The sequence below is a fragment of the Bradyrhizobium sp. SZCCHNR2028 genome, assembly GCF_032380995.1.
Taxonomy (GTDB): Bacteria; Pseudomonadota; Alphaproteobacteria; order Rhizobiales; family Xanthobacteraceae; genus Bradyrhizobium.
On sequence record NZ_JAUHJF010000007.1, the window covers coordinates 133,296 to 153,003 of the forward strand.

The window sequence follows — 19,708 nt, forward strand, 5'->3', positions numbered from 1 at the left end:
TGTTTCGGGGAAGGAAAGGATCGTCGCCATTGACAATCCCGGAGCAAATAGAGTCGGGCTAAATTGACTCCTTATCGTGCCGGTTGTCTAGTGGGTCGCAATCCGACGGACGTTGCGCTGGATCAAACAGGCCAGGACAATCAGGCAGACTATCATATGTTGTTGTCACGCACGCTTTCGCTCAAGTCGGAACCGGCCGGGAACCTGCATTCGATTGACGAGCTGTTCGCGCTCGCCAATGCGATGGAGCAGGAGGCGGCCGATCGCTACGACGAGCTGTCCGGAGAGATGCAGCGTCAAGGCCGGCTCGATCTGGCCGACGTCTTCGCGAGGTTGGCCGCGGCCGAGCGCGAGCATGTCGACAGTGTCGCGCAATGGTCGCAAGCGCGAACGGGGCGTGCCCCCGATGCGTCGCTGGTGCGCTGGCAGCCGCCGGAGACCTTTGAGCCCGGCGCGGCGCGCGAAATCCAGGACTCACGGCTGATGACGCCGTACCGCGCGCTGTCGATGGCGGTGCGCAACGAGGAGCGGGCCTTCGCGTTCTGGTCCTATGTCGCGGCATTTGCCGATGATCCCGAGGTCAAGAAGGCGTCCGAGGCCATGGCGCGAGAGGAACTCGGTCACGTCGCGACGCTGCGCAAGGAGCGGCGCCGTGCCTATCATCTTGAGGCCGACGCCAGGCGCGCGGCGACGGTGGCGTCGGACACGGGCACGATCGACGCCGGCCGGCTGGAACGCCGCCTCGCGGAACTGCTCGGCGCGATGGCTGCGCGCGCCGCTGGTCGCCCGGCGGATCGCGTGCGCGAGCTTGCGTATGAAGCCGCGGCAATGGCATCGGAGGTTGCGGACCTGCTGCGCCTGCCGGCGGCGCTCGCGCAAGCCGATGCAGCCTTGCTGGCGGAGGCGCTCGCGGACGCGTATCTGGAGCATGCGGAGCGAGCGACCGAACCGGACCGGCTCGATCTGATGCAGCGGCTGGCGTCGCAGGCGATCGCGCGGCTGGCCTGGCTGCGGTCGCTCGGTTGAGTCCAACTTCAGAGCTGCTTGGCGAAGGACGAGGGTCGCCCAGCCAGGCTGGACGACCCGATCATGATGAGGCTCAGTTGCGGGCCGGCGCCGGCACGGCGGTGCGGTTCGCCGGCACCGTGACGGGCTGGAAGGAAAACACGTCGCGGCTGCGCGGATCGACGGTCACCTTGACCCAGCGCACGTCGTTGTTGCCGTTGCCCTGATTGTCGCCGAACGTTTCGACACGAACGAAGTTCTCCAGCCGCTGGCCGGCACTGTTGAGCAACGGCTGGTCGATCCGGAAGTAATGCGAATCGCCATGGACGTAGGCGACCGGCCTGCGGAACGTCTCCACCTCGGTGCGCAACGCGGTCAGGAAGCTGACGAAGCCATCCGGCTGCCCGTCGGTCTCGGCGAGCGTCTTGGGATCGCGCAGCGGCGCGCGCGTGGGATCGGCCTGGTCCCAGCCCGGGTTGCCCTGGGTGATGAACATCACCGCAGCGGAATGGCGCTTCCTGGCCTCTGCGAAGGTCTGCTGCATCCAGAGAATCACGGCTGCATTGCGCGCGTTGTATTCGTCCGGATCTGGATTGGTGTCGCAGAGATTGTTGCAGGAGCCCTGGATGTTCAGCGTCGCATAGGTCACGCGGCCAACGGTCCAGCGGCGATTCTCGACGCAGCCGACCTTGGTGCCGTTGGCGCTGAGACACAGCGGATCGGTCTGCACCTCCTGGCGCAGCTTGCGTTGGCCGAGCGAGAACGGCGTCGAGAAGAACACCTTGCGCTCGTAGTCGAGCCGGTCGCGTGAGTTGAAGCCGCCATTCGAGGGGCGATCGCAATCGACCCAGTCGTTGTCGCCGGGCGTGAACATGGCCGGCGCCTCGAGGCTGTTGAAGAAGGCGAGCGCCTGGGCATAGAGGCCGGCGTCGCAGGCGGAATTGGAGCCCTGCTTCAGGTCGCCGTCATGCGCGGTGAACTTCAGCCGGTGGGCGTTCATGTCCGCGATCAGGTTCGGGACGCCGACGGTGGCCTGCAGCGTGGAATAGGGTAGGTCGCCCCACAGACCGATGGCGTAGCTGTCGTCGTCGTCGTCGTCGAAGCCGTGATCGTGCGCGAGGCTTGGCGCGGCAGCGGCGAACGCGAGCAACAACATCGTGACAGACAATGTGAGCAGTTCGTGAAAGGCAGATTTGAATGATGATCGAAGTGACATTCTACAAGATCCCCCAAGACCTCGGTTGCATCGCGCCGCTTCATTCAAGCGGCGGCGGGACGATGCGGAGGGTCGATAACGGGGGCGTGACGATCGGCTGACAATCCGCTGACGGCGTCACGATGTTGCAATTCGGTGCACCATCAATGTCGTCCGCCGCGGACAATGCACAGAAGGGCCCGCCGCAACGTGTGCGGCGGGCTGTTCTTGACAACGGCAGACTCCCGTCGATCAGCGGTCGTCGCCGTGTCCGTGCTCACCGTGGTCGTGATGATGCCAGCCGCCGTCGTGATCGTGATCGCCATCGTTATCGCTGAAGGCGAACAGGTTCATCAGGTCGCCGATCGCCGGACGGTTCTTCGGCACGTAGCGGTTGTCGTCCCGATCATGAATCGGGTTGGGCAGCCGGTCGCGGCTGACGGCGGAGATCGTGGGCAGCCGCCAGTTGCGCTCGATGAATTTCAGCAGCGAGACGTGATCGTAATAGGTGTGGTCGACATGACCCTTCTTGGCCAGCGGCGAGACCAGGATGAAGGGAATGCGGGTGCCGTCGCCGAGGAAGTCCACCGGCTGGACATAGCCGGAGTCATAGTAGCCGCCGCCCTCGTCCGTCGTGATGAAGATCGCGGTCTTGGCCCAGAGCTGCGGGTTGGCCTTGACGCGATTGATCAGGGCCTCGAGAAACTTCTCATAGAGGTCCGTGGTCGAATCGGCGGGATGCCCTGCGAGCGCCTCGAACGGACGCACGAACGACACGGCCGGCAACGTGTTGCTCTGCACGTCCTTCACGAAGGCGCCGTAGTTCTGCAGCTTGGCTTCCTCGGCGGGGTTCTTCATGATGTTGTTGAAGCCGGTGAGCGGGTCGCAGATGCCGCAATAGGAGTGGAACAGCAGCGGCACGCCGTCGACGCTCTTGGCGAAGGTGGTGGCGTCGTCGCCGCGATCGGCGCTGTAGTACTTCCAGGACACGCCCTTTGCCGTCATCACGTCAGCGATGGTCGGCGCACTCTGCGGCGGCAGCACGAACTTGTCCGAGCCGAGCGCATTCGGCTTCGCGCTGGTCTGGTTCCAGAACATGCTGTAATTGTTGACGAGATAATAATGGTTCGACGCGCAATTGTTGCTGGTGACGCCGTTCTTGAACAGCTGCTCGTTGATGGCGGCGACGCCGGGCGCTGACGGATCGGAGCAGTTGACGTAGGAGCCGCCGCTGTAGCCGTCCTGCTTGTAGTAGTTGTTGGTGCCGGCAACCGGATCCGGATTTTCGATCTGGTTGGCATAGGGCACGGCCGGGGCGCCGTTCAGCGTCTCGGGGTTGGTGAAAAACGCGGCGTGGCCGGTCACGAGGGCCTGGAAGTTGGCGCCGGTGCCGCCCATGATGGCCTGATGATAATTGTCGCTGATCGCATATTCGTCGGCGAGCTGCTTGAAGAACGGCGCGTCACCGGGCTGGGCCTTGCCGGAGGCATCGGTGAACGGGTTCATGTTGTAGAAGCCCATCGAGATGGCGCCTTCCATCGGGTTGAACCCGCCGGCCGGATAGGGCTGTCCGTTCGAGCCGGTGCCGATGGTCTGCTCGACCCACACGAACTTGTCGTGCTTGCCGCCGTCGATGTCCTGCCACATCTGGAAGAAGCGGTGCACCGGATCGCCGGTATAGGCGGCGTAGGAGACGTATTTCGAAATCTGATACGGGCCATTGGGAAGATTGGCCGGGAAGCGGGTGTCGAGGACGTTCTGCGGCAGGCCGATTCCATATGTGGTGTAGGGCTGCGGCAGCGTTGCGTAGGCGCCAGTGGACGCGGTCTCGGCACTGTAGCGAGCCTCGTCGCGACCGATCCGCTGTTCCGCCTTCTTGAAATGCCGCCCCGGCGTGCCGTCCTCGTTGACGATGCCCTTGCTGAGCAGATTGTCGATGGCCTGACCAGCCTTCGGCTTGTAGGTGCCGAACAGATTGTCGAAGGTGTGGTTCTCACCGACGATGATGATGACGTGCTCGATCGGGGTGCTGGTCGCCGCGCCGGCGAAGGCTGGTGCGACGCTGGTCGCGGTGAAGACGGCGGTGGTCGCAAGGGCGAGCGCCTTGGACCGCGTGACTGTTCTGGTCATGACATCTCCGGACGGAGTGGGGTGGTGGCGCGCGCTTACGAATGGCTGCTCGCCTGCGGCAATTTATCGCGGCAACAAATTGCAACGTGGTGTCGGTCTTGCTTCGGTTTTGTGAAATGCGCGCGAGACGCGCATTTGCGTAGATGCAGGAGACGCACGGCGCAGCATCGTGCAGGCCCGGCATCACATGCCGGCGGGCCTTCGCTCATCGCCGCAGGAAGCCGGCTCGCTCTGAACTCTGAAGAAGATCGCCGATCGGCGATGCCGGTCAGAGCTGGCCCGGGATCCAGTCCAGCGCGAGGGCCTGGCCTTGGGCGATCTGGCTGGCCGACATCTTCGAGGCCACGGCGTTGCGAAGCCGCAGGAAGTAGCTGCGCTGGGTCGACTTGGCATGTCCGGCAGCAAGGTTCAGCCATTTGTAGGCGAGCACGACGTCCTGTGGAACGCCATGACCCTTGTCGTACATCAGGCCGAGCATCGCTTGGCCGAACGGATTGCCGGCTGCGGCGGCCTGGCAATAGAGATCGCTGGCGACCTCGTAGGCCTGCGGGGTTCCAAAGCCGTTTTCATACATGAAGCCGAGCATCGCCTGAGCGCGTGGATCGCCGCGCAGGGCAGGCGGGGTCAGCACGCGCACGGCGCGGACGAAGTCGCCGCGCGCATAGGCGATGCGTGCGGTGCTGACCGAATCGGCGCGAACGGGCGAGGCCAGTGCTCCCAGCAGCAGGATGGCTGCGGAGCAGGCGATGGCGAGGCGCCCCATCGTCGGCCGGATCACTTGGCTGGGGTCAACGGGTGGTGCGGACACGCAAATCATCCGTGATGCTCGCTCCGACTGATCCGCGGAGCTTGGAACGGAGTTCTTCTGCGACCTGATGCGCATCGCTGCCGTCGCGAATGATCTGCGGCCGGATGAAGATGATGAGCTCGGTGCGCGTGCCCTTCTTGCCCTGATGCGAGAACGCGTCGCCAAGAACTGGAATCTCGTCGAAGCCCGGAATGCCGTTGCGATTGCCGGTCTGCTGCTCGCTGATCAGGCCCGCCAGCAGCACGGTCTGGCCGTTGGCGACGGAGATGGCGCTCTTGACCTTGCGTTGCGACACCGTCGGCGTGAGACTCGCGGCGGTCTGGGCCGCGACGTTGCTGATCTCCTGCTCGACCTCGAGCCGCACATTGCCGTTGGCGGCGATCCGCGGCACGACGCGCAGGATGATGCCGGTGTTGCGATAGTCGATGGTGTTGACCACCGTGTTGCTCGACGACAGTACGGTCGCGCTGCCGGTCGATACCGGCACGACGTCGCCGACCTGCAGGGTGGCGGTCTGGTTGTTGATCACGACCAGCGAGGGATTGGAGAGCACCTTGACGCTGGTGACAGTATGGAGTGCGTCGAGGATCATGTTGGGCGAGGCTTCGTGTCCGATCAGGAAGTTGAAGCCGGGCAGAGCGCGGTTGATCAAGGCCGTCGTCGCCGCGGATGTCGTGGCCGTGGCCACCGACGTGGTTTGCGTATTGGTGATCGATCCTTTGTCGGTCCCGAGGCCGAGCACCTTGCTCGAAAGATAGGCCTGCACGCCGTAGGACAGCTCGTTGGTGAGCGTCACTTCGGCAATCGTGGCGTCGATCCCGACCTGCAGCACCGGCTGGTCGAGCTGCTGCAGCGTGCTGGAGATGATGCGGTAGTTCTCGCGGTCGGCATAGATGAGCAGCGAGTTGTTCACCGTGTCCGGGGTGATCCGGACATTCGGCATGATGGCCTGGCCTCCGCCGGCACCACTGCTGCGTGGCTCCAGCCCGGTCGAGGACGGCGTACTGCTGGAGGACGACGTGCTCGAAGATGACATGCTCGAGAGACCACCGCCTTGGGACCGGCTCGCCGGATTGGCGCTCGAACTCGATGATCCCGCTGCATTGGTGTTGAAGGAGAGCCGATCGGCGACCGACGTCGTCGTGCCGTCGGACCCCGGCGCGGTCTGGCCGTCGGCGCCGTCGGTGGAGGACGAGCCGGCGCCGCCGAACATGTCGGTGAGCACCTTGGCGAGCTGGCGCGCGTCGCCGTAGCGGACGCGGTAGACGTGGACGCTGGTGCGCCCGGAGTCGGCCTGGTCGAGCCGGCGGATCCAGGTCGCCGCGCTCTGCAGCAGCGCCGGCTTGCGCGTTACGACCATGATCGCGTTCAGGCGATTGACGACCTGTAGCTTGACCAGGCTCTGGCTCAGCCCGTTCTCGCCGGAATCCATGATCTTCTCCAGCTCCGCCATCAACGGCTCCGGCGCCGAATTGCTGACCGGGAAGATGCCGACCGACTGGCCGCGCATCCAGTCGACGTCGAAGCTCATCACTGTTTCGATCGCGGAGCGTCGCTCGGCTCCTGTGCCCTGGATCAGCAGCAGGTTTCGGGTGGTGTCGGCGCGCACGCTGCCGGCCCGGGTCGCGAAGCTGTCCATCAGCTTGAGGATCGTCTGCGCGCCGACATATTGCAGCGGCACGACGGAGACGCCGTAGCCGGGCTCGGCGCGGCCGGCCTCGCCGTCGACGCGTCCGGCGCCGATGGCGTCGCCGAGCGGAGTCAGCTTGTAGCCGCCGCCTTCGCGGACCAGCACGACGCCCGACAGGCGCAGCGCGCTCTCCAGCACGAACAGGATGTCGGATTTCGGCACCGGCCGCGCCGACACCAGGCTGACGCTGCCCTGCACGCGGGGATCGATCGAGTAGCCCGCGCCGAGGATGTCGCCGATCACGACCTTCGCGACCACTGCGATCGGCGTGTTCTCGAAATTGAGGTCATAGCCCTTGCCATCGGCCGCCGGAAGCGGCCTGACCTCGGCGACCTCCTGAACCGTGGTCCCCTGATAGGTCCGCGCGCTCGCCCGCTCGACCTCGGGGCGTCCCTGGATCGATGCGACCGGTGCATTGTCGCGCGGCAGGATATCGAGCGAGCGCACCTTGTCGATGACGTCGACATCGGCCGGCGCGCTGGCCTGGGAATTGAGCGTTGCCATGTTGCAGGACGCGAGCAGCACCGCGATGGTCAGCAACCAGGCATGTCTGACAACCGCAGCGGACTGGCTTCGATTGCCGATACGAAACATGGACTTACCGATCTACTCGTGTTGACCGGCCGAACCAGGATCGCGCCTCGTTCGACCGCGCAGCCTGCATAGCGGTCCAATGTGACACTTATGTATCTTTGCCTGATGCCGCCCGCCTTTGCGCGACATGTGTGTCGGAAATGTCCGCGCCGTCCACATTCGTACAGCCGTCATGTTCGCGATCGATAACGTCGGTCGCCAGTTGCGCCGTGCCGAGACGTAGAGCCGGCACGGGCGCCACCCGGATCACGCCATGAGCGGTACACTGTCGACCCAATTCCATGCCTATCTTCGCGAGCGCCATCCCCTGGCGGCGGGCGAAGGCGGAGCCGCGGGCGAAACGCAGATCGCGCTCTGGGACAGGTTCGGCTTGACCGCCGACGTTTTCGCGGAGGAGGTTGCCGGCTTCACCGGACTGGAGCGCGTCGCGCTGCGCGAGCTGATGGCGGCACTGCCCGCGGTGAGTGAGTTCTCCGATCGCTTCCTGCGCGAAGTGCTCGGCTATCCATACAAAGACTCTGACGGCGCCGCCGTGTTCGCGATGGCCGACCCGACCGATCAGGCCGTGCGCCGGGCCGCCGAGCTGGTGCTTGGCCCGCAGACTCTTTTCAAGGTCGCCTCGCATGACGATATCGCCGTCGTCCTCGACCAACGACTTGGCGATTCCGACGAGGCCGAGATCTCGCCGGCGCAGGAGCTCCGCGACGACGACATCGAAAGCCTGCGCGATCTCGCGAGCGGCGCGCCGGTCGTCCGCGCGGTCAACGACCTGATCGAGAAGGCCGTCGAGATGCGCGCCAGCGACATCCACATCGAGCCGTTCTCGACCGGTCTCGTGGTCAGGCTGCGGGTCGACGGCCTGTTGCGTCCGATCGCGGCGCCTGCGGGCGTGCTGCCGCAGGCGGTGATCTCGCGCATCAAGATCGTCGCCGGTCTCAACATTGCCGAGCGGCGTCTGCCGCAGGACGGGGCCGCGCGCATTCGCGCCGGCCGAGCCGAGATCGACGTCCGTGTTGCGATCATGCCAACCCAGCACGGGGAATCGGCGGTGCTGCGCATCCTGCCGAAGGATCGCTCGCAGCTCGTGGCGAGCCGTCTCGGCCTCTCCACGCGCGATGACACCGCGCTCCGGCGCCTGATCACGCTGCCGCACGGCATGATCGTGATCACGGGGCCGACCGGCAGCGGCAAGACCACGACGCTGGCGACGATCCTGTCGATGCTCAACACGCCGGAGCGCAAGATCCTCACCGTCGAGGATCCGGTGGAATATGAGATCCCCGGCATCAATCAGTCGCAGATCAAGCCGACGATCGGGTTGACATTTGCGAGCGCGCTGCGCTCCTTCGTGCGTCAGGATCCCGACGTCATCATGGTCGGCGAAGTCCGAGACAGCGAGACGGCACATGTCGCCGTCCATGCTGCGCTGACCGGCCATCTGGTGCTGACGACGCTGCACACGGAAACCGCCGCGGCGGCGGTGCCGCGCCTGCTCGACCTTGGCGTCGAAGGCTTCTTGTTGCGCTCGACCCTGCGCGCGGTGATCGCGCAGCGGCTGGTGCGCCAGCTCTGCGATCAATGCAAGACGCCGCAGCCGCTTGATGAGGAGACGTGCCGCCAGGATCCGCGCCTCGGTCATCTCGGCCTCGTGCCCGGCGACATCACCTGGCATCCGACGGGATGCGAGCGATGCGGCCAGAGCGGCTATCGCGGCCGTGTCGGCGTGTTCGAGCTGCTCGAGCTGACCAGCAGCCTGCGTGAGCTGATCGCTGACAGTGCCGACGGCCTCGCGATCGATCGGCTGGCGATCCGGGAAGGCATGACGACGATGCTCGACGACGGTGTCGCCAAGTGCCGCGCCGGCGTCACCTCGGCCTCCGAGCTGCTTCGTGTCCTCGTGGCGCGGTGAGGTGAATCGTGCCGAGCTACCGCTATCGCGCCCTGACGCAGTCCGGTGAAATCGTCGTCGGATCTCTCGACGCGCCGTCGCGCGGCGAGGTCGAGCGGCGCATCTCCTATCTGCAGCTGCTGCCGATCGAAACCGTCGAGGAGACGAAGGAGCGGACGGGCGGTGCGTCCGGACTTTCCTTCGGCGCTCCGTCCGCGGCTGAAGTGACCACGTTCACGCGCGATCTGGCCCTGCTGCTCAAGGCCGGCGCGCGACTCGACGACGCGCTCGATCTGTTGTCCGGCGATTCCGACATCGGTCGCCTGCGTCCCGTGGTGGCGCGGCTGCGCGCGGCGATCATGGCCGGTGAAAGCTTCGCCGACGCGGCGGCTGCCCAGCCGCAGCTGTTCTCGCCGATGTATGTCGCGCTCATGCGCGTCGGCGAGGCGTCGGGAACGCTCGATCATGTGCTGACCGCGCTGGCCGGCGAACGCGAGCGTTCGGAGGCGACGCGCCGCAAATTGACCGACGCGATGCAGTATCCCGCCTTCGTGTTCCTCGCGGCGATCGGCGTAATGCTGTTCTTTCTCGTGGCCGTGCTGCCGAACTTCTCCGCCGTGCTGCGCGACTTCGGTGGCCGTGCCGATACCGCGCTCGGCTTCTTCATGACGATGTCGGATCTGCTGCGCGCCAATGCAGCTGCGATCACGCTCGGCTGTGCGGCGCTGCTTGCGGCAGGCTGGTGGCTGTTGCGTCAGCCCGCGGTTCGCGCCGGCCTGACCAGTGTGCTGGCGGTGACGCCCGGCATCGGCAGCCTCTTGCTGTTCTATCGGACCAGCCTGTTCTGTCGCAATCTCGGCCTGCTGCTCGGCTGCGGCGTCAATCTGAGCGCTGCACTGCGCATCCTCGTTGACGTGATGGCGGTGACGTCGTCGCGCGCGCCATGGTCGGCGGCGGCGGATCGCGTCCGTCACGGTGGCAAGCTGTCCCAGGCGCTGTCGGCCGACAACATGCTGCCGCCGATGGCGCTGCGCATGCTGCGGCTCGGCGAGGAGACCGGCCAACTGCCGACGCTGTCGACCCGGATCGCAGAATTCTACGAAGCCAAGCTGCAGCGGGGACTCGACCGTGTCGTCGGCATCGTCGGTCCCGCCGCCATTCTGCTCATCAGCGTGGTCGTCGGTGGCCTGATCGTCTCGATCATGACGGCCCTGCTTTCGGTGACGCAACTGGTCGGCTGACCGACATCAAGGAGAACGACATGAGATCGGATACGCAGATCGGGCCGGCCATGAGGGCCGGGCGCGAACACGAGCGCGGCTTCACGCTGGTCGAGATGCTGGTCGTGATCACGATCATCGGGCTGATCATGGGGCTGATCGGTCCGCGCGTTCTGAACTATCTCAGCGAATCCAAGACCAAGGCAGCGCGGATCCAGTTGCAGAGCTTTTCGGCGGCGCTCGACCTGTTCTATCTCGATGCCGGCCGCTACCCCTCGACCTCGGAAGGCCTCGGTGCGTTGGCGCAACGGCCGGCCGGACTGAGCACCTGGAACGGTCCTTATCTCAGAGGCGGGGCCGTCCCGAAAGATCCGTGGAACACGGCCTACGTCTACCGCGCACCGGGCGATCACGGCCCGTATGACATCCTGTCCTACGGCGCCGATGGCCAGGAGGGCGGCAGCGGGACGGCGGCGGACATCGTCCTGGGAACGCAGACGAGCGCGCGCGGTGAGTGACGACGGCCAGCGCGGCTTTACGCTGCTCGAGATGGTCTGTGTGCTCGCGATCGTCGCGCTGCTGGCGTCCGTCGCGCTGCCTTACCTGCCGCGGCAGACGTCGCGGCCGCGGCTGCAGGCCTATGCGCTGCAAGCGGCGACGCTCCTGAAGTCCGATCGTGCCTCGTCGATGCGGACAGGCACGCGCGTCGACACCGAGATCGACACGTCGCGCCGCCTGATCCGCTCCGGTAGCGGCGCGGCTGCGCTGAAGCTGCCCGACGATGTCGCGTTCCTGGCGACGTTGCCGCGCAGCTGCCAGCATCGGCCGGTGCTGGCGACGATCAGCTTCTTTCCTGACGGACTGTCCTGCGGAGGAGCGATCACATTGTCGCGCGCCGATCTGAGCCTGGAGATCAGGGTGAACTGGCTGACGGGGAGAATCGACATTGTCTCGCGCGCGCTCGCCAATGGTTGAGAGCACTGGCCGGAGTGAAGCCGGCTTCACGCTGATCGAGGTGCTCGTCGCCCTCGCCATCGTTAGCGTGTCGATCATCGCCATCGGCGCCGTGGTGTCGCGCAACGCGGCCAGTGTTCGCAAGCTCGAGCAGCACGTCACCCTCGTCACCGACATGAGGCTGGCGCTGGCCACATTGCTGACCGATCGCGGCCGGCTGCAGCCGGGCAGCACCGATCAGCGCTCCGGCTCCGGTGCGGTGGTGCTGCAGATCAGGCCGCTCGGCGGTGATTGGAATGAACCGGCCGGACAGACCGGGTGGATTCCGGAGGCGGTGACCTTGCGCGTCAAGACCGGCTCGGGCGCCATGGCCGATGTGCAGACCGTCCGCCTCGCGCGAGGAGCGCGCTGATGATCGTCCGATCCGATCGGCCGCAACAGCAGGGCTTCGCGCTGATCGAGGCGCTCGGCGCGCTCGCGATTGCCGGCATCGTCTTGTCGGCGCTGGCCGCAGTGACGTCGCAATGGCTGCCGGCGTGGAAGCGTGGCCTGGATCGCGTGCAGCGCGCGGAGATGGTGGCCGCTGCGCTGCGGCGGGTCGGCGATGATTTCGCCGCCGCGCAGTTTGTTTCGGCCAATCGCGAGCAGAAGGGACCGCTGTTCGTGGGCAACGAGGTCTCGGCGGTGTTCGTGCGCGCCGAGTTTGGTCCGAATGCGGGACATGGCCTCGATATCGTGCGCATCGGCGAGGAAGGGAGCAGGGGCGAGCGCGCTCTGCGGCGATCGCGTGCCGCGTTCGAGCCTGTGTCGGTCGGTCAGCCAGTGACCGAGCATTTCCGTTTCGGCGATCCCGTGGTGCTGTTGTCTGCGCCGTTCCGCATGTCGTTCGCCTATGCTGACAGGACGATGGCATGGACGACGGAGTGGCGCGATGCGACCAGGCTGCCGTCCGCCGTTCGCATGACGGTGCACGACGACAGCCGCGGCGGCGCCGCCGTTCTCGTCAGCGCAGTCCGTATTCAGGTCGATGCGCCGGGCGGCGGCTTTGCCGATTCGGGAGCGGGCGGCACCGCAAACCAGCCGGCCGCGGCCGAGCCGCCTCAACCAAACAAGAGCGAGCCGATCGATTGATGCCGGCCCCTTCCGTCACCAGAGGTTCTGCCGACGGGCGCGGCGTGCAGGATGGCTTCATCCTCATTGCGGCGCTGTGGATGCTTGCGGCGCTGGCCGCCCTCGTCGTGGTCGTCTCGCAGCAATTGGGAAGCTCGGCGCGATTGCTGCGGCTCGAAGACGAAGCGGTCGAGGCCGATGCGCTGATCTCGGCGGCCATCGAACTCTCGGCCTATCGTCTGCTGCTGTCCAAGGACGAGGAGCGGCCGAGACAGGGCGGTTTCCAGCTGGCGCTTGCAGGCAACGACATTGCGGTCTCGTTCGTCAACGAAGCGGCGCGGATCGATCTCAACACCGCGTCGGAGGACATGCTCGAAAATCTCTTCGTCACGTTGGGCGTCGACCGGGACGCTGCCAAGGATCATGCCGAGCGGGTGGTTGCTTGGCGCTCCAAGCCGTCCGATGCAGCCAAGGCCCAGGCGGAGGAGGCGCGCTACGCGGCGGCCGGTCTCAAACGGGTGCCGCGCCTGGCGCCGTTCGCGCATGGCGGCGAGCTGTCGCTCGTCCTCGGCATTCCCGCATCGCTGATCGATCGGGTGCTTCCGTTGGTGACCGTCTTCAACGGCTCTCCCGGCATCGATCCGACGATCGCGGCGCCGGAAGTCGTTGCCGCATTGCCGGGAATGACACCGCTGATCTTGAAGGATTTCCTTAACGCGCGGGCGTCGCTGTCACAGGATGCCGATACGCTCGCCAAGACGCTGGGCCCCGCTGCGAAGGATGCCGCCAAGGGCAGGAGCAAGGCTTACCGACTACGCATCGTCGTCGGTCCGGCGGGCGGGCTTCGTCATGCGGCGACGGCGGTGATCGTTCCCGGCGAAGGGGAGGAGCCTTATCGGCTGCTGGCGCGGCAGGACGACGGGCCGCAACCGAGGGGAGCGCTCCAGGCGCAGAGGATGCCATGAAGCTGACCGAAGCGATCGAGCGCGGACTGACGGTGTGGACGGCGAGCGTCGCCGCAGCGATCGAGGCCGTAGCCGATCGGCAGCTCAGACGTCCGCGGGTCCTGATCCGCTACGATCAGCCAGAAACCGTCGTCATGACGGTGCAGGCGCCGCCGAAGGCGAAACCGACGCTGGCGCCGGCAAGGGTGAATCCGGCCGCGGGCGCAGCGCAGGTCGGGCTCTCGCCGGAGTGGCTGCGAACGCTGCGCGGCGCCGCGCTGGAGATTCATCTTGCCGCCGAGAGCGTCCTGATCCGCCCCCTCGACTATCCGAAGCAGGCCGAGCCGTTTCTCGACGGCATGATCCGGACCCAGATCGGCAGGCTGACGCCGTGGAATCTCGAACAGGTCCTCTACGGTTACAGCGCCCCACGCACTGCCAACGACCGGATCGCACTAACGCTCGCGGCGACGCCGCGGGCTCTGGTCCAGCCCTTGCTCGCCTTGGCCGATCAGGTTGGCGCCGCCAAGCTCGTCATCACGACCGACGTCGGCTCAGGCTCACCCGATGCCGCCCCCATCCAGATCTTCAAGACGTCGCTGCGCTCGTCGTTCGTCGGCGGCTGCGATCTCGGGCGCGTGCTCAAGCTCGGCTGGCTGTCGGTGGCTGCGACCACGGCGATGCTGCTGATCACGACGACATTGATCGGCGGATATGTGGATGGTGAGCTCGATGACGCCCAGGCGCAGGTCGCGCGGCTTCGCGCCGCCTTGCGGCCCGCGATGGGCGCCACCGCCGCCGACGGGCTGCTCGCCAAGCGCAAGCAGACCAGCCCCGCCAGCGTCATCGTCCTCGACACGTTGTCGAAGATCCTGCCCGACGGGACTTACGTCGTCGAGATGCATATCGAGAACGATCGGCTGCAGATCTCCGGCCTGACCCAGGATGCACCCGCGCTGATCCGGCTGATCGAGCAATCGCCGCAGTTCAGCCGCGCCACCTTCTACGCGCCGACGACGCGCACCGCCGGGGAAGCGGGCGAGCGCTTCCATATCGAGGCGCGCATCAACGCCTATTTCGGAGACCGGGCATGAACTGGTCGACATCGCTGCGCCGAATCTTCGTGAACTCGCCGGCCGCTTCTGCGATCCTCTATGCGGTGACCATCGTGGCGCTGCTCTGGCTTGGTGCTGCAGCGGTCGTCGATCTCGTCGCCAAGCGCGACCAGCTCAACGACGCCAACGCGCAGCTGTCGCAGTTTTCCGGACGCAAACGGCCGGCCGGCAGTTCGGCCGCGGGCAGCGCGACGGCTCCGGGCGGATCGGTGTTCGTCGAGGGACGAACGGTCACCATCGCGGGCGCGGCGCTGGTGCAGCGCCTCACGGAGGCGATCAGCAAGGTCGGCGGCAGCGTGCTGTCGACCCAGGTCGAACTGCCGGCGGCGCGCGCCACCGCCAACGCCAACCTGATCAGCGTCGTCGCCAGCTGCGAGCTCGAGCAGCCGGCGCTGCAGCAGCTGCTCTATGACCTCGAAGCCGGATTGCCGTTTCTCTTCGTCGATCAACTGCACGTGCAGCAGCCGCTGGCGGCTGCCGCCGGCGGCGTGGGGCGGCTGACGGTGCTGGTCACCGTGTCGGGCCAATGGCAAGGAAAGATGTGATGCGATCGTTCGTCCGCTCAGGTCTCGTCACCGTTGCTACCGTGTGCATTCTTACAGCTTCGCTCGGCCGGGCGTGCGGCGAGACGGCGGATGGTCCCGAGCCTGCTTCGCCTGTCCAGGCCGCGCCATTCGATTCCAACCGGCCGGCCGCTGCTGCCAGCGTGCAAGTCCCGGCTGGCACGAGCGCCAATCCGCTGTGGGACGTTCCCATCAGCGCTCTCTCGGTGACGCGCGACCGTCCGATCTTCTCGGCCTCGCGCCGGCCGCCGCCGGTTGCCGCACCCGTCATGGTGATGCGCGCGCCGCCGCCTCCGCCGCCGAGAGAGCCGGAACGACCAAACCTGCAACTCGTGGGCACGGTCATCGGGGATGAGGAGAGCTTCGGCATCTTCGTCGATGCCTCGTCGCAGGCATCGCTGCGCTTGCGGGTCGGCGCCTCGCATGAGGGGTGGGTGCTGCAGTCGCTGCGACCGCGCGAGGCCTCGCTGCTGAAGGCACCGGAGACAGTCACCTTGCAGATGCCGCAGCTCGGCACGACGGCAAACAGCGACGTGCAGGCGGCGCCGATGACCCCGCCCATGCCACCGGGCGGACGCGAGCGGATGGCGCGGCGCGCGCGATGAGGACATCGTCCCACGGTATTCAGAAGGTCACGATCAACTCACTGCTGCTGGCTTGCAGGACGAGCACGGCAAGCAGGCCGAGGATGAGGAACGGACCGAACGGCAGTGCCGTCTGGGCTGTCAGCCGGCGGCCCGTGAAGGAGAGCGCGAGCGCCGCGGCGAGTGCCGTCGTCGTGGCAACGAGCAGCAGGATCGGCAGACTCGGCAGGCCGGCCCAGAACGTTGCTGCCATGAGAAACTTGACGTCACCGAGGCCCAGTCCCTGGCGGCCGCGGGCCATCATGTAGAGGTGGCGCAGCAGCAGCAGCGCCACACCGACGGCAACGGCTCCGGCGACATTCCAGAGCGCCTCGGGCAGATCGTCGAGCGTCGCGGTTCTTAGAAGGCCGCTGGCGGCGACCAGCGCATTCATCCAGTCCGGCAGCAGGCCGCTGCGCAGATCCGTCCAGATCAGGCCGGCGCAGGTCAGGAGCAGCACGAGGATGGAGAGGATGTTGATGGCGTTCGTCACGCGATGTGGGGACTAGCGGTGTCAGATCGCCTGAGCATAGGCGGCTCAGGATGCGAGCGATAGTCCCGCCATCATCAGGCCAATCGCGGCGACCCAGCCGCCGACCGCGCGCACGGCGATCCCGCGCCAGCTCGACAGCGGCTCGGTGTCGGGACGCCTGAAGCTGAGCGCGAGCGCCATCACGAGGGTGATGGTGGCGTAGCCCGCACCGGCGAGCCCGGCGGCGTAGAGGAGGCGGTCGGTCTGCGGCCCGAGCTCGCCGGCATTGGCGGCACCGCGCATCACACCGAGCACGAATGCAACCACGCTCAGTAGTACCACAGGAATGCGCAAGGCCGTCGCGAGCAGCAGCCCGAGAATGAGAATGGTCGCGGCATCGACGAACGGGGACACTGCCGTCACGCCCGAGCCGGCGGCGAGCGCAAGCCCCGCGCACAGGCCGACCGGAAACACCACGACCAGCCATCGTCCGCTCGCCGCGCCGAGCGAGCCGGCCAGCAATCCGAGCGCGACCCAGACCACGACGTCCTGCAGGGTGAGCAGCGGATGCAGGGCACCGGCGTAGAAGTCGCCGAGCCGGGCCGATACGATGTGGGCATCGGCGATCTGCGCTTGCGTCAGCAGCAGCACTGATGCGAGCAGCGCAGTCCGGCGGAACGTGCTCATGCCGCGACTCCCAGGCTGGAGACCAGGAAGTAGCCGCCGAGCGCGGCGATGGCTGCCCCGACGCCCTGGATGATCCGCTCTCCGCCCGGCCAGCGCGCGAGCGCGCCGATGGTGATGCCGCAGGCGTGGAGAAGGCCGGTCGCGACCACGAAGCCGCAGCCATAGGCCAGGGGATTCGCCGCCGTCGGAAGCTCGACGCCGTGGGCATGACCGTGGAAAATGGCGAAGATCGCAACGATGACGGCCGCAATCGCGAACGGGACACGGATGCGCAGCGCGACCGCAAGCCCGAGGACCAGCGCCGAGAGCGCGATGATGAGCTCCGGGACGGGCAGCCCGATCTTGAGGATTCCCAGGACGGCACCGAACGCCATCACCAGCGGGAAGACGACCGGCAGGATCCAGATCGCAGCGCCGCCGAGCTGCGCGCCCCAGATGCCGACTGCAACCATCGCGACCAGGTGATCCAGCCCCGTCAAGGGATGCAGCAGGCCGCTGGCCAGCCCGCCGCCGACGCCCGTCTGCTCGTGGGCAAGGCTCGGATCCGCCGACAGCAGCGAGAGCAGCGCCGCACCCAACATGGTGTGCAGGAGTTTGCGCGCGATCATGTTCGTCCCATTCGTCATCATGCGGCCGCCAGAACCCGCACCAGACGGCCCAGGAACCAGAACATCGACACTGAGCCGATCGCATAGGCCGGCAGCTCGGCGCCCCATCGCGGCAGCGCCGCGCCGAGGCGGCGATGCGCCCAGATCAGCGCCAGCACCAGCAGCACGAACAGGATCTGTCCGATCTCGACGCCGACATTGAAGAAGAGCAGCGCCGCAGGCAGGATCCGCCGCTCGAGCCCGAGCCCGGCCAGCGCGCTGGCGAAGCCGATGCCGTGCACGAGACCGAAGCTGAAGGCGACGGCCCATGGATAGCGGGCGGTCAGCCCGGTCTCGCCGCGCTGCTGTTTGACGATCTCGACGCCGACGAACACGATGCTGAGCGCGATGCAGGCATTGAGCGGCCCCTCGGCAACGCCGATCCATCCGAACGCCGTTGCGGCGAGCGAGGCGCTGTGGCCGATGGTGAAGGCCGTGATCGTCTTGAGCAGACGCCAGCCGCCCTGGACGATCCAGATCAGCCCGAGCACGAACAGCAGGTGATCGGCGCCGAGCAGGATATGGTCGATGCCGAGATTGACATAGGTCTTCGCAAGCTCGAGCCAGGTCTCGAGCGTCGGCGCGTCGGTGCCGAGCACCGTCACGACCGGATTGGCCGCCGAGATCGTGTAGCTGCGCGTCTCTCCAGCCAGGGACGTCACGCGGATGATGGCTGCCGACATGTCCTCGCCGAGATTGGCGATCGTCATCTGTCCGACGAGGCCCTTGTCGCCGCAATTCAGCTCCGGCAGGCGCAGGTAGCAATGCGGGGGCATCTTGAGATCGATGCGGTTGACGCCATCCTTCGGCAAGGTCGTCCATCGCCCGATATAGACGCCGGAGCGCATCTCGCGAAACTCGAGCACGGCGATCGTCGCCTGATGCGCAGCCGCCGGCCGCCCAGGCAGCAGCGCCGCGAGCGCGAGCACGATGGCGAGCAGGGCGCGCGCGCCGGTCACGGCTCGTACCTGATCGTGTAGTTGGCCTTGAGCCGGCTCACCGCCTCCCAGGCCCGCTTCCGCGTCTCTTCGGTGTGCCAGATCTTGGCCGCCTCGGCGCGAATGTCCTCGAGTTTCGCCGGAGCGCCCGGCGTCCGGGCGTCGAGACGAACCACGTGCCACCCGTCCTTCGACTGCAGCAAGGTCCATTCCTGGAGGGGCGCCTTGAGCAGGCCGTCGCTGAAGCCGTCGCCGAAGCCGGCGGCCAGGCTCGGCACTGGTCGGTCGAGAACCGCGCGCGTCTGATCGCGCAGCTCCTCGGATTCGCGCTGCTCGCGAATGTCGTCAAGGTAGCGCCGCGCCGTCGATTCGTCGCTGGGTGGCGTCATGAAGAAGCTGACACGCTCGGGCTCGTCGAACCGCGCATGATTGTCGGCGAACCAGGCGCGCAACTGCTCGTCGCTCGGCTGCGGCACGCGCACCTGATCGAAGATCAGATATTGCAGCTTGAACGCGACACGGTCGCGGATCATCTCGTCGCCGCGGTCGACACCGAGCGTCTTGCCCTCGCGATAGAGGATTTCGCTGGCGACCCAGGCCTCGACCATCTTCTGCAGCTCGGTCTCGCTCGGGGTCCGCTGCTTGTCCTCGTCGAACGTGTCGATGAAGGACTGGCGCAGAGCCTTGGTCACCGCAATGACCTTCTCGTCCTTCGCCGGCGGGTGGATGATGGCATCGGCCGCAAAGATCAGGCCACCGAGAACAAGGAAGTGCAGGAGTGGCTCCCTGCTGAGCCCGCGCAGGGCGGTCACGGATGATGATCGCGCAGGGGAAGAGCTGTTGCCATCTTGCTGATTGGAGCGTGCAGAGGCGCTCTCGAAGGTCTGCGCCGCATTCGACATGGCAGGGGCTGACATACGTTCTTTACAACTCGGACCGCGCTCGTTGCGCGGCGCGTATATGCAACGGCACACTTGCCGTTGTCACCGGGCAAACGTCAGTGTCACAAAAATTTCGCAACGACTGCGGACCGCGATGTTCGTGGGGAAGGCACCGGCAAAAATAAATCCTTCAACAAACTGTCTCCGAGTTTTGGTTTGTTCGCGCCGCGAATGATAACGGCGC

The 19,708-nt window shown here is 66.4% G+C and carries 20 protein-coding genes; 11 read left to right on the top strand and 9 right to left on the bottom strand.

Annotated elements, in window-relative coordinates:
- Positions 1 to 156 precede the first annotated feature (156 nt).
- Positions 157 to 1,026 carry a ferritin family protein gene (locus QX121_RS14065; RefSeq protein WP_315812242.1) on the top strand — a complete coding sequence of 290 codons (870 nt, stop codon included), beginning with the start codon at positions 157 to 159 and terminating at the stop codon, positions 1,024 to 1,026.
- A 73-nt stretch (positions 1,027 to 1,099) separates the two neighbouring features.
- Here the strand turns inward: QX121_RS14065 and QX121_RS14070 are convergent, their stop codons facing one another.
- The 4 genes from QX121_RS14070 to gspD form a co-directional block, all read right to left on the bottom strand.
- Positions 1,100 to 2,221: a hypothetical protein gene (locus QX121_RS14070; protein WP_315812243.1), complete on the bottom strand. Its 1,122-nt coding sequence runs from the start codon at positions 2,219 to 2,221 to the stop codon at positions 1,100 to 1,102.
- Between the two features lie 231 nt (positions 2,222 to 2,452).
- Positions 2,453 to 4,330 (bottom strand): alkaline phosphatase family protein, encoded by a 1,878-nt coding sequence (locus tag QX121_RS14075; protein WP_315812244.1) that lies wholly within the window; start codon positions 4,328 to 4,330, stop codon positions 2,453 to 2,455.
- Between the two features lie 268 nt (positions 4,331 to 4,598).
- Positions 4,599 to 5,147: a tetratricopeptide repeat protein gene (locus QX121_RS14080; protein WP_315812245.1), complete on the bottom strand. Its 549-nt coding sequence runs from the start codon at positions 5,145 to 5,147 to the stop codon at positions 4,599 to 4,601.
- The gene (gspD, locus tag QX121_RS14085) at positions 5,119 to 7,422 is read right to left on the bottom strand and encodes a type II secretion system secretin GspD (protein WP_315739559.1); all 2,304 of its coding nucleotides are present in this window, start codon (positions 7,420 to 7,422) and stop codon (positions 5,119 to 5,121) included. Before gspD ends, QX121_RS14080 begins: the two co-directional genes overlap by 29 nt.
- 253 nt (positions 7,423 to 7,675) lie before the next feature.
- Here gspD and QX121_RS14090 point away from each other — a divergent pair, with 253 nt between their 5' ends.
- From QX121_RS14090 to QX121_RS14135, 10 genes are read left to right on the top strand one after another with little or no spacing between them, the layout of a single operon-like run.
- The gene (locus QX121_RS14090; RefSeq protein ID WP_315812246.1) at positions 7,676 to 9,331 is read left to right on the top strand and encodes a GspE/PulE family protein; all 1,656 of its coding nucleotides are present in this window, start codon (positions 7,676 to 7,678) and stop codon (positions 9,329 to 9,331) included.
- Between the two features lie 8 nt (positions 9,332 to 9,339).
- Complete coding sequence (locus tag QX121_RS14095; RefSeq protein WP_315812247.1) at positions 9,340 to 10,551, top strand: type II secretion system F family protein; 1,212 nt, start codon at positions 9,340 to 9,342, stop codon at positions 10,549 to 10,551.
- Between the two features lie 20 nt (positions 10,552 to 10,571).
- Positions 10,572 to 11,048 (top strand): type II secretion system major pseudopilin GspG, encoded by a 477-nt coding sequence (gspG, locus tag QX121_RS14100; protein ID WP_315772843.1) that lies wholly within the window; start codon positions 10,572 to 10,574, stop codon positions 11,046 to 11,048.
- A complete protein-coding gene (locus tag QX121_RS14105) occupies positions 11,041 to 11,505 on the top strand; it encodes a prepilin-type N-terminal cleavage/methylation domain-containing protein (protein ID WP_315717469.1) in 465 nt (154 codons plus the stop codon). Before gspG ends, QX121_RS14105 begins: the two co-directional genes overlap by 8 nt.
- Positions 11,498 to 11,896: a type II secretion system protein gene (locus tag QX121_RS14110; RefSeq protein ID WP_315812248.1), complete on the top strand. Its 399-nt coding sequence runs from the start codon at positions 11,498 to 11,500 to the stop codon at positions 11,894 to 11,896. Before QX121_RS14105 ends, QX121_RS14110 begins: the two co-directional genes overlap by 8 nt.
- Positions 11,896 to 12,615 carry a type II secretion system protein gene (locus QX121_RS14115; protein ID WP_315812249.1) on the top strand — a complete coding sequence of 240 codons (720 nt, stop codon included), beginning with the start codon at positions 11,896 to 11,898 and terminating at the stop codon, positions 12,613 to 12,615. The genes QX121_RS14110 and QX121_RS14115 overlap by 1 nt, the downstream gene beginning before the upstream one ends.
- A complete protein-coding gene (locus QX121_RS14120; RefSeq protein WP_315812250.1) occupies positions 12,615 to 13,559 on the top strand; it encodes a type II secretion system protein GspK in 945 nt (314 codons plus the stop codon). Before QX121_RS14115 ends, QX121_RS14120 begins: the two co-directional genes overlap by 1 nt.
- Entirely contained in the window at positions 13,556 to 14,632 is a 1,077-nt protein-coding gene (locus tag QX121_RS14125; protein WP_315812251.1) for a PilN domain-containing protein, read from the top strand. The genes QX121_RS14120 and QX121_RS14125 overlap by 4 nt, the downstream gene beginning before the upstream one ends.
- Complete coding sequence (gspM, locus tag QX121_RS14130; protein WP_315812252.1) at positions 14,629 to 15,198, top strand: type II secretion system protein GspM; 570 nt, start codon at positions 14,629 to 14,631, stop codon at positions 15,196 to 15,198. Before QX121_RS14125 ends, gspM begins: the two co-directional genes overlap by 4 nt.
- The gene (locus QX121_RS14135) at positions 15,198 to 15,821 is read left to right on the top strand and encodes a hypothetical protein (RefSeq protein ID WP_315812253.1); all 624 of its coding nucleotides are present in this window, start codon (positions 15,198 to 15,200) and stop codon (positions 15,819 to 15,821) included. The genes gspM and QX121_RS14135 overlap by 1 nt, the downstream gene beginning before the upstream one ends.
- A gap of 19 nt (positions 15,822 to 15,840) precedes the next feature.
- Here the strand turns inward: QX121_RS14135 and QX121_RS14140 are convergent, their stop codons facing one another.
- From QX121_RS14140 to QX121_RS14160, 5 genes are read right to left on the bottom strand one after another with little or no spacing between them, the layout of a single operon-like run.
- Entirely contained in the window at positions 15,841 to 16,332 is a 492-nt protein-coding gene (locus tag QX121_RS14140; protein ID WP_315812254.1) for a prepilin peptidase, read from the bottom strand.
- Positions 16,333 to 16,377: 45 nt separating this feature from the next.
- Entirely contained in the window at positions 16,378 to 16,998 is a 621-nt protein-coding gene (locus tag QX121_RS14145) for a HupE/UreJ family protein (RefSeq protein ID WP_315812255.1), read from the bottom strand.
- Positions 16,995 to 17,606 carry a HupE/UreJ family protein gene (locus tag QX121_RS14150; protein WP_315781142.1) on the bottom strand — a complete coding sequence of 204 codons (612 nt, stop codon included), beginning with the start codon at positions 17,604 to 17,606 and terminating at the stop codon, positions 16,995 to 16,997. The genes QX121_RS14145 and QX121_RS14150 overlap by 4 nt, the downstream gene beginning before the upstream one ends.
- A gap of 17 nt (positions 17,607 to 17,623) precedes the next feature.
- A complete protein-coding gene (locus tag QX121_RS14155) occupies positions 17,624 to 18,604 on the bottom strand; it encodes a HupE/UreJ family protein (protein ID WP_315739576.1) in 981 nt (326 codons plus the stop codon).
- Positions 18,601 to 19,485, bottom strand: coding sequence for a peptidylprolyl isomerase (locus QX121_RS14160; protein WP_315812341.1), 885 nt, complete (start codon positions 19,483 to 19,485; stop codon positions 18,601 to 18,603). Before QX121_RS14160 ends, QX121_RS14155 begins: the two co-directional genes overlap by 4 nt.
- Positions 19,486 to 19,708 lie beyond the last annotated feature (223 nt).

Coding starts and splice junctions, on each gene's coding strand:
- QX121_RS14065 (WP_315812242.1), top strand. CDS start 157: ATGTTGTTGTCACGCACGCTTTCGCTCAAGTCGGAACCGGCCGGGAAC.
- QX121_RS14070 (WP_315812243.1), bottom strand. CDS start 2,221: ATGTCACTTCGATCATCATTCAAATCTGCCTTTCACGAACTGCTCACA.
- QX121_RS14075 (WP_315812244.1), bottom strand. CDS start 4,330: ATGACCAGAACAGTCACGCGGTCCAAGGCGCTCGCCCTTGCGACCACC.
- QX121_RS14080 (WP_315812245.1), bottom strand. CDS start 5,147: ATGATTTGCGTGTCCGCACCACCCGTTGACCCCAGCCAAGTGATCCGG.
- gspD (WP_315739559.1), bottom strand. CDS start 7,422: ATGTTTCGTATCGGCAATCGAAGCCAGTCCGCTGCGGTTGTCAGACAT.
- QX121_RS14090 (WP_315812246.1), top strand. CDS start 7,676: ATGAGCGGTACACTGTCGACCCAATTCCATGCCTATCTTCGCGAGCGC.
- gspG (WP_315772843.1), top strand. CDS start 10,572: ATGAGATCGGATACGCAGATCGGGCCGGCCATGAGGGCCGGGCGCGAA.
- QX121_RS14110 (WP_315812248.1), top strand. CDS start 11,498: ATGGTTGAGAGCACTGGCCGGAGTGAAGCCGGCTTCACGCTGATCGAG.
- QX121_RS14115 (WP_315812249.1), top strand. CDS start 11,896: ATGATCGTCCGATCCGATCGGCCGCAACAGCAGGGCTTCGCGCTGATC.
- QX121_RS14120 (WP_315812250.1), top strand. CDS start 12,615: ATGCCGGCCCCTTCCGTCACCAGAGGTTCTGCCGACGGGCGCGGCGTG.
- QX121_RS14125 (WP_315812251.1), top strand. CDS start 13,556: ATGAAGCTGACCGAAGCGATCGAGCGCGGACTGACGGTGTGGACGGCG.
- gspM (WP_315812252.1), top strand. CDS start 14,629: ATGAACTGGTCGACATCGCTGCGCCGAATCTTCGTGAACTCGCCGGCC.
- QX121_RS14135 (WP_315812253.1), top strand. CDS start 15,198: ATGCGATCGTTCGTCCGCTCAGGTCTCGTCACCGTTGCTACCGTGTGC.
- QX121_RS14145 (WP_315812255.1), bottom strand. CDS start 16,998: ATGAGCACGTTCCGCCGGACTGCGCTGCTCGCATCAGTGCTGCTGCTG.
- QX121_RS14150 (WP_315781142.1), bottom strand. CDS start 17,606: ATGATCGCGCGCAAACTCCTGCACACCATGTTGGGTGCGGCGCTGCTC.
- QX121_RS14160 (WP_315812341.1), bottom strand. CDS start 19,485: ATGTCGAATGCGGCGCAGACCTTCGAGAGCGCCTCTGCACGCTCCAAT.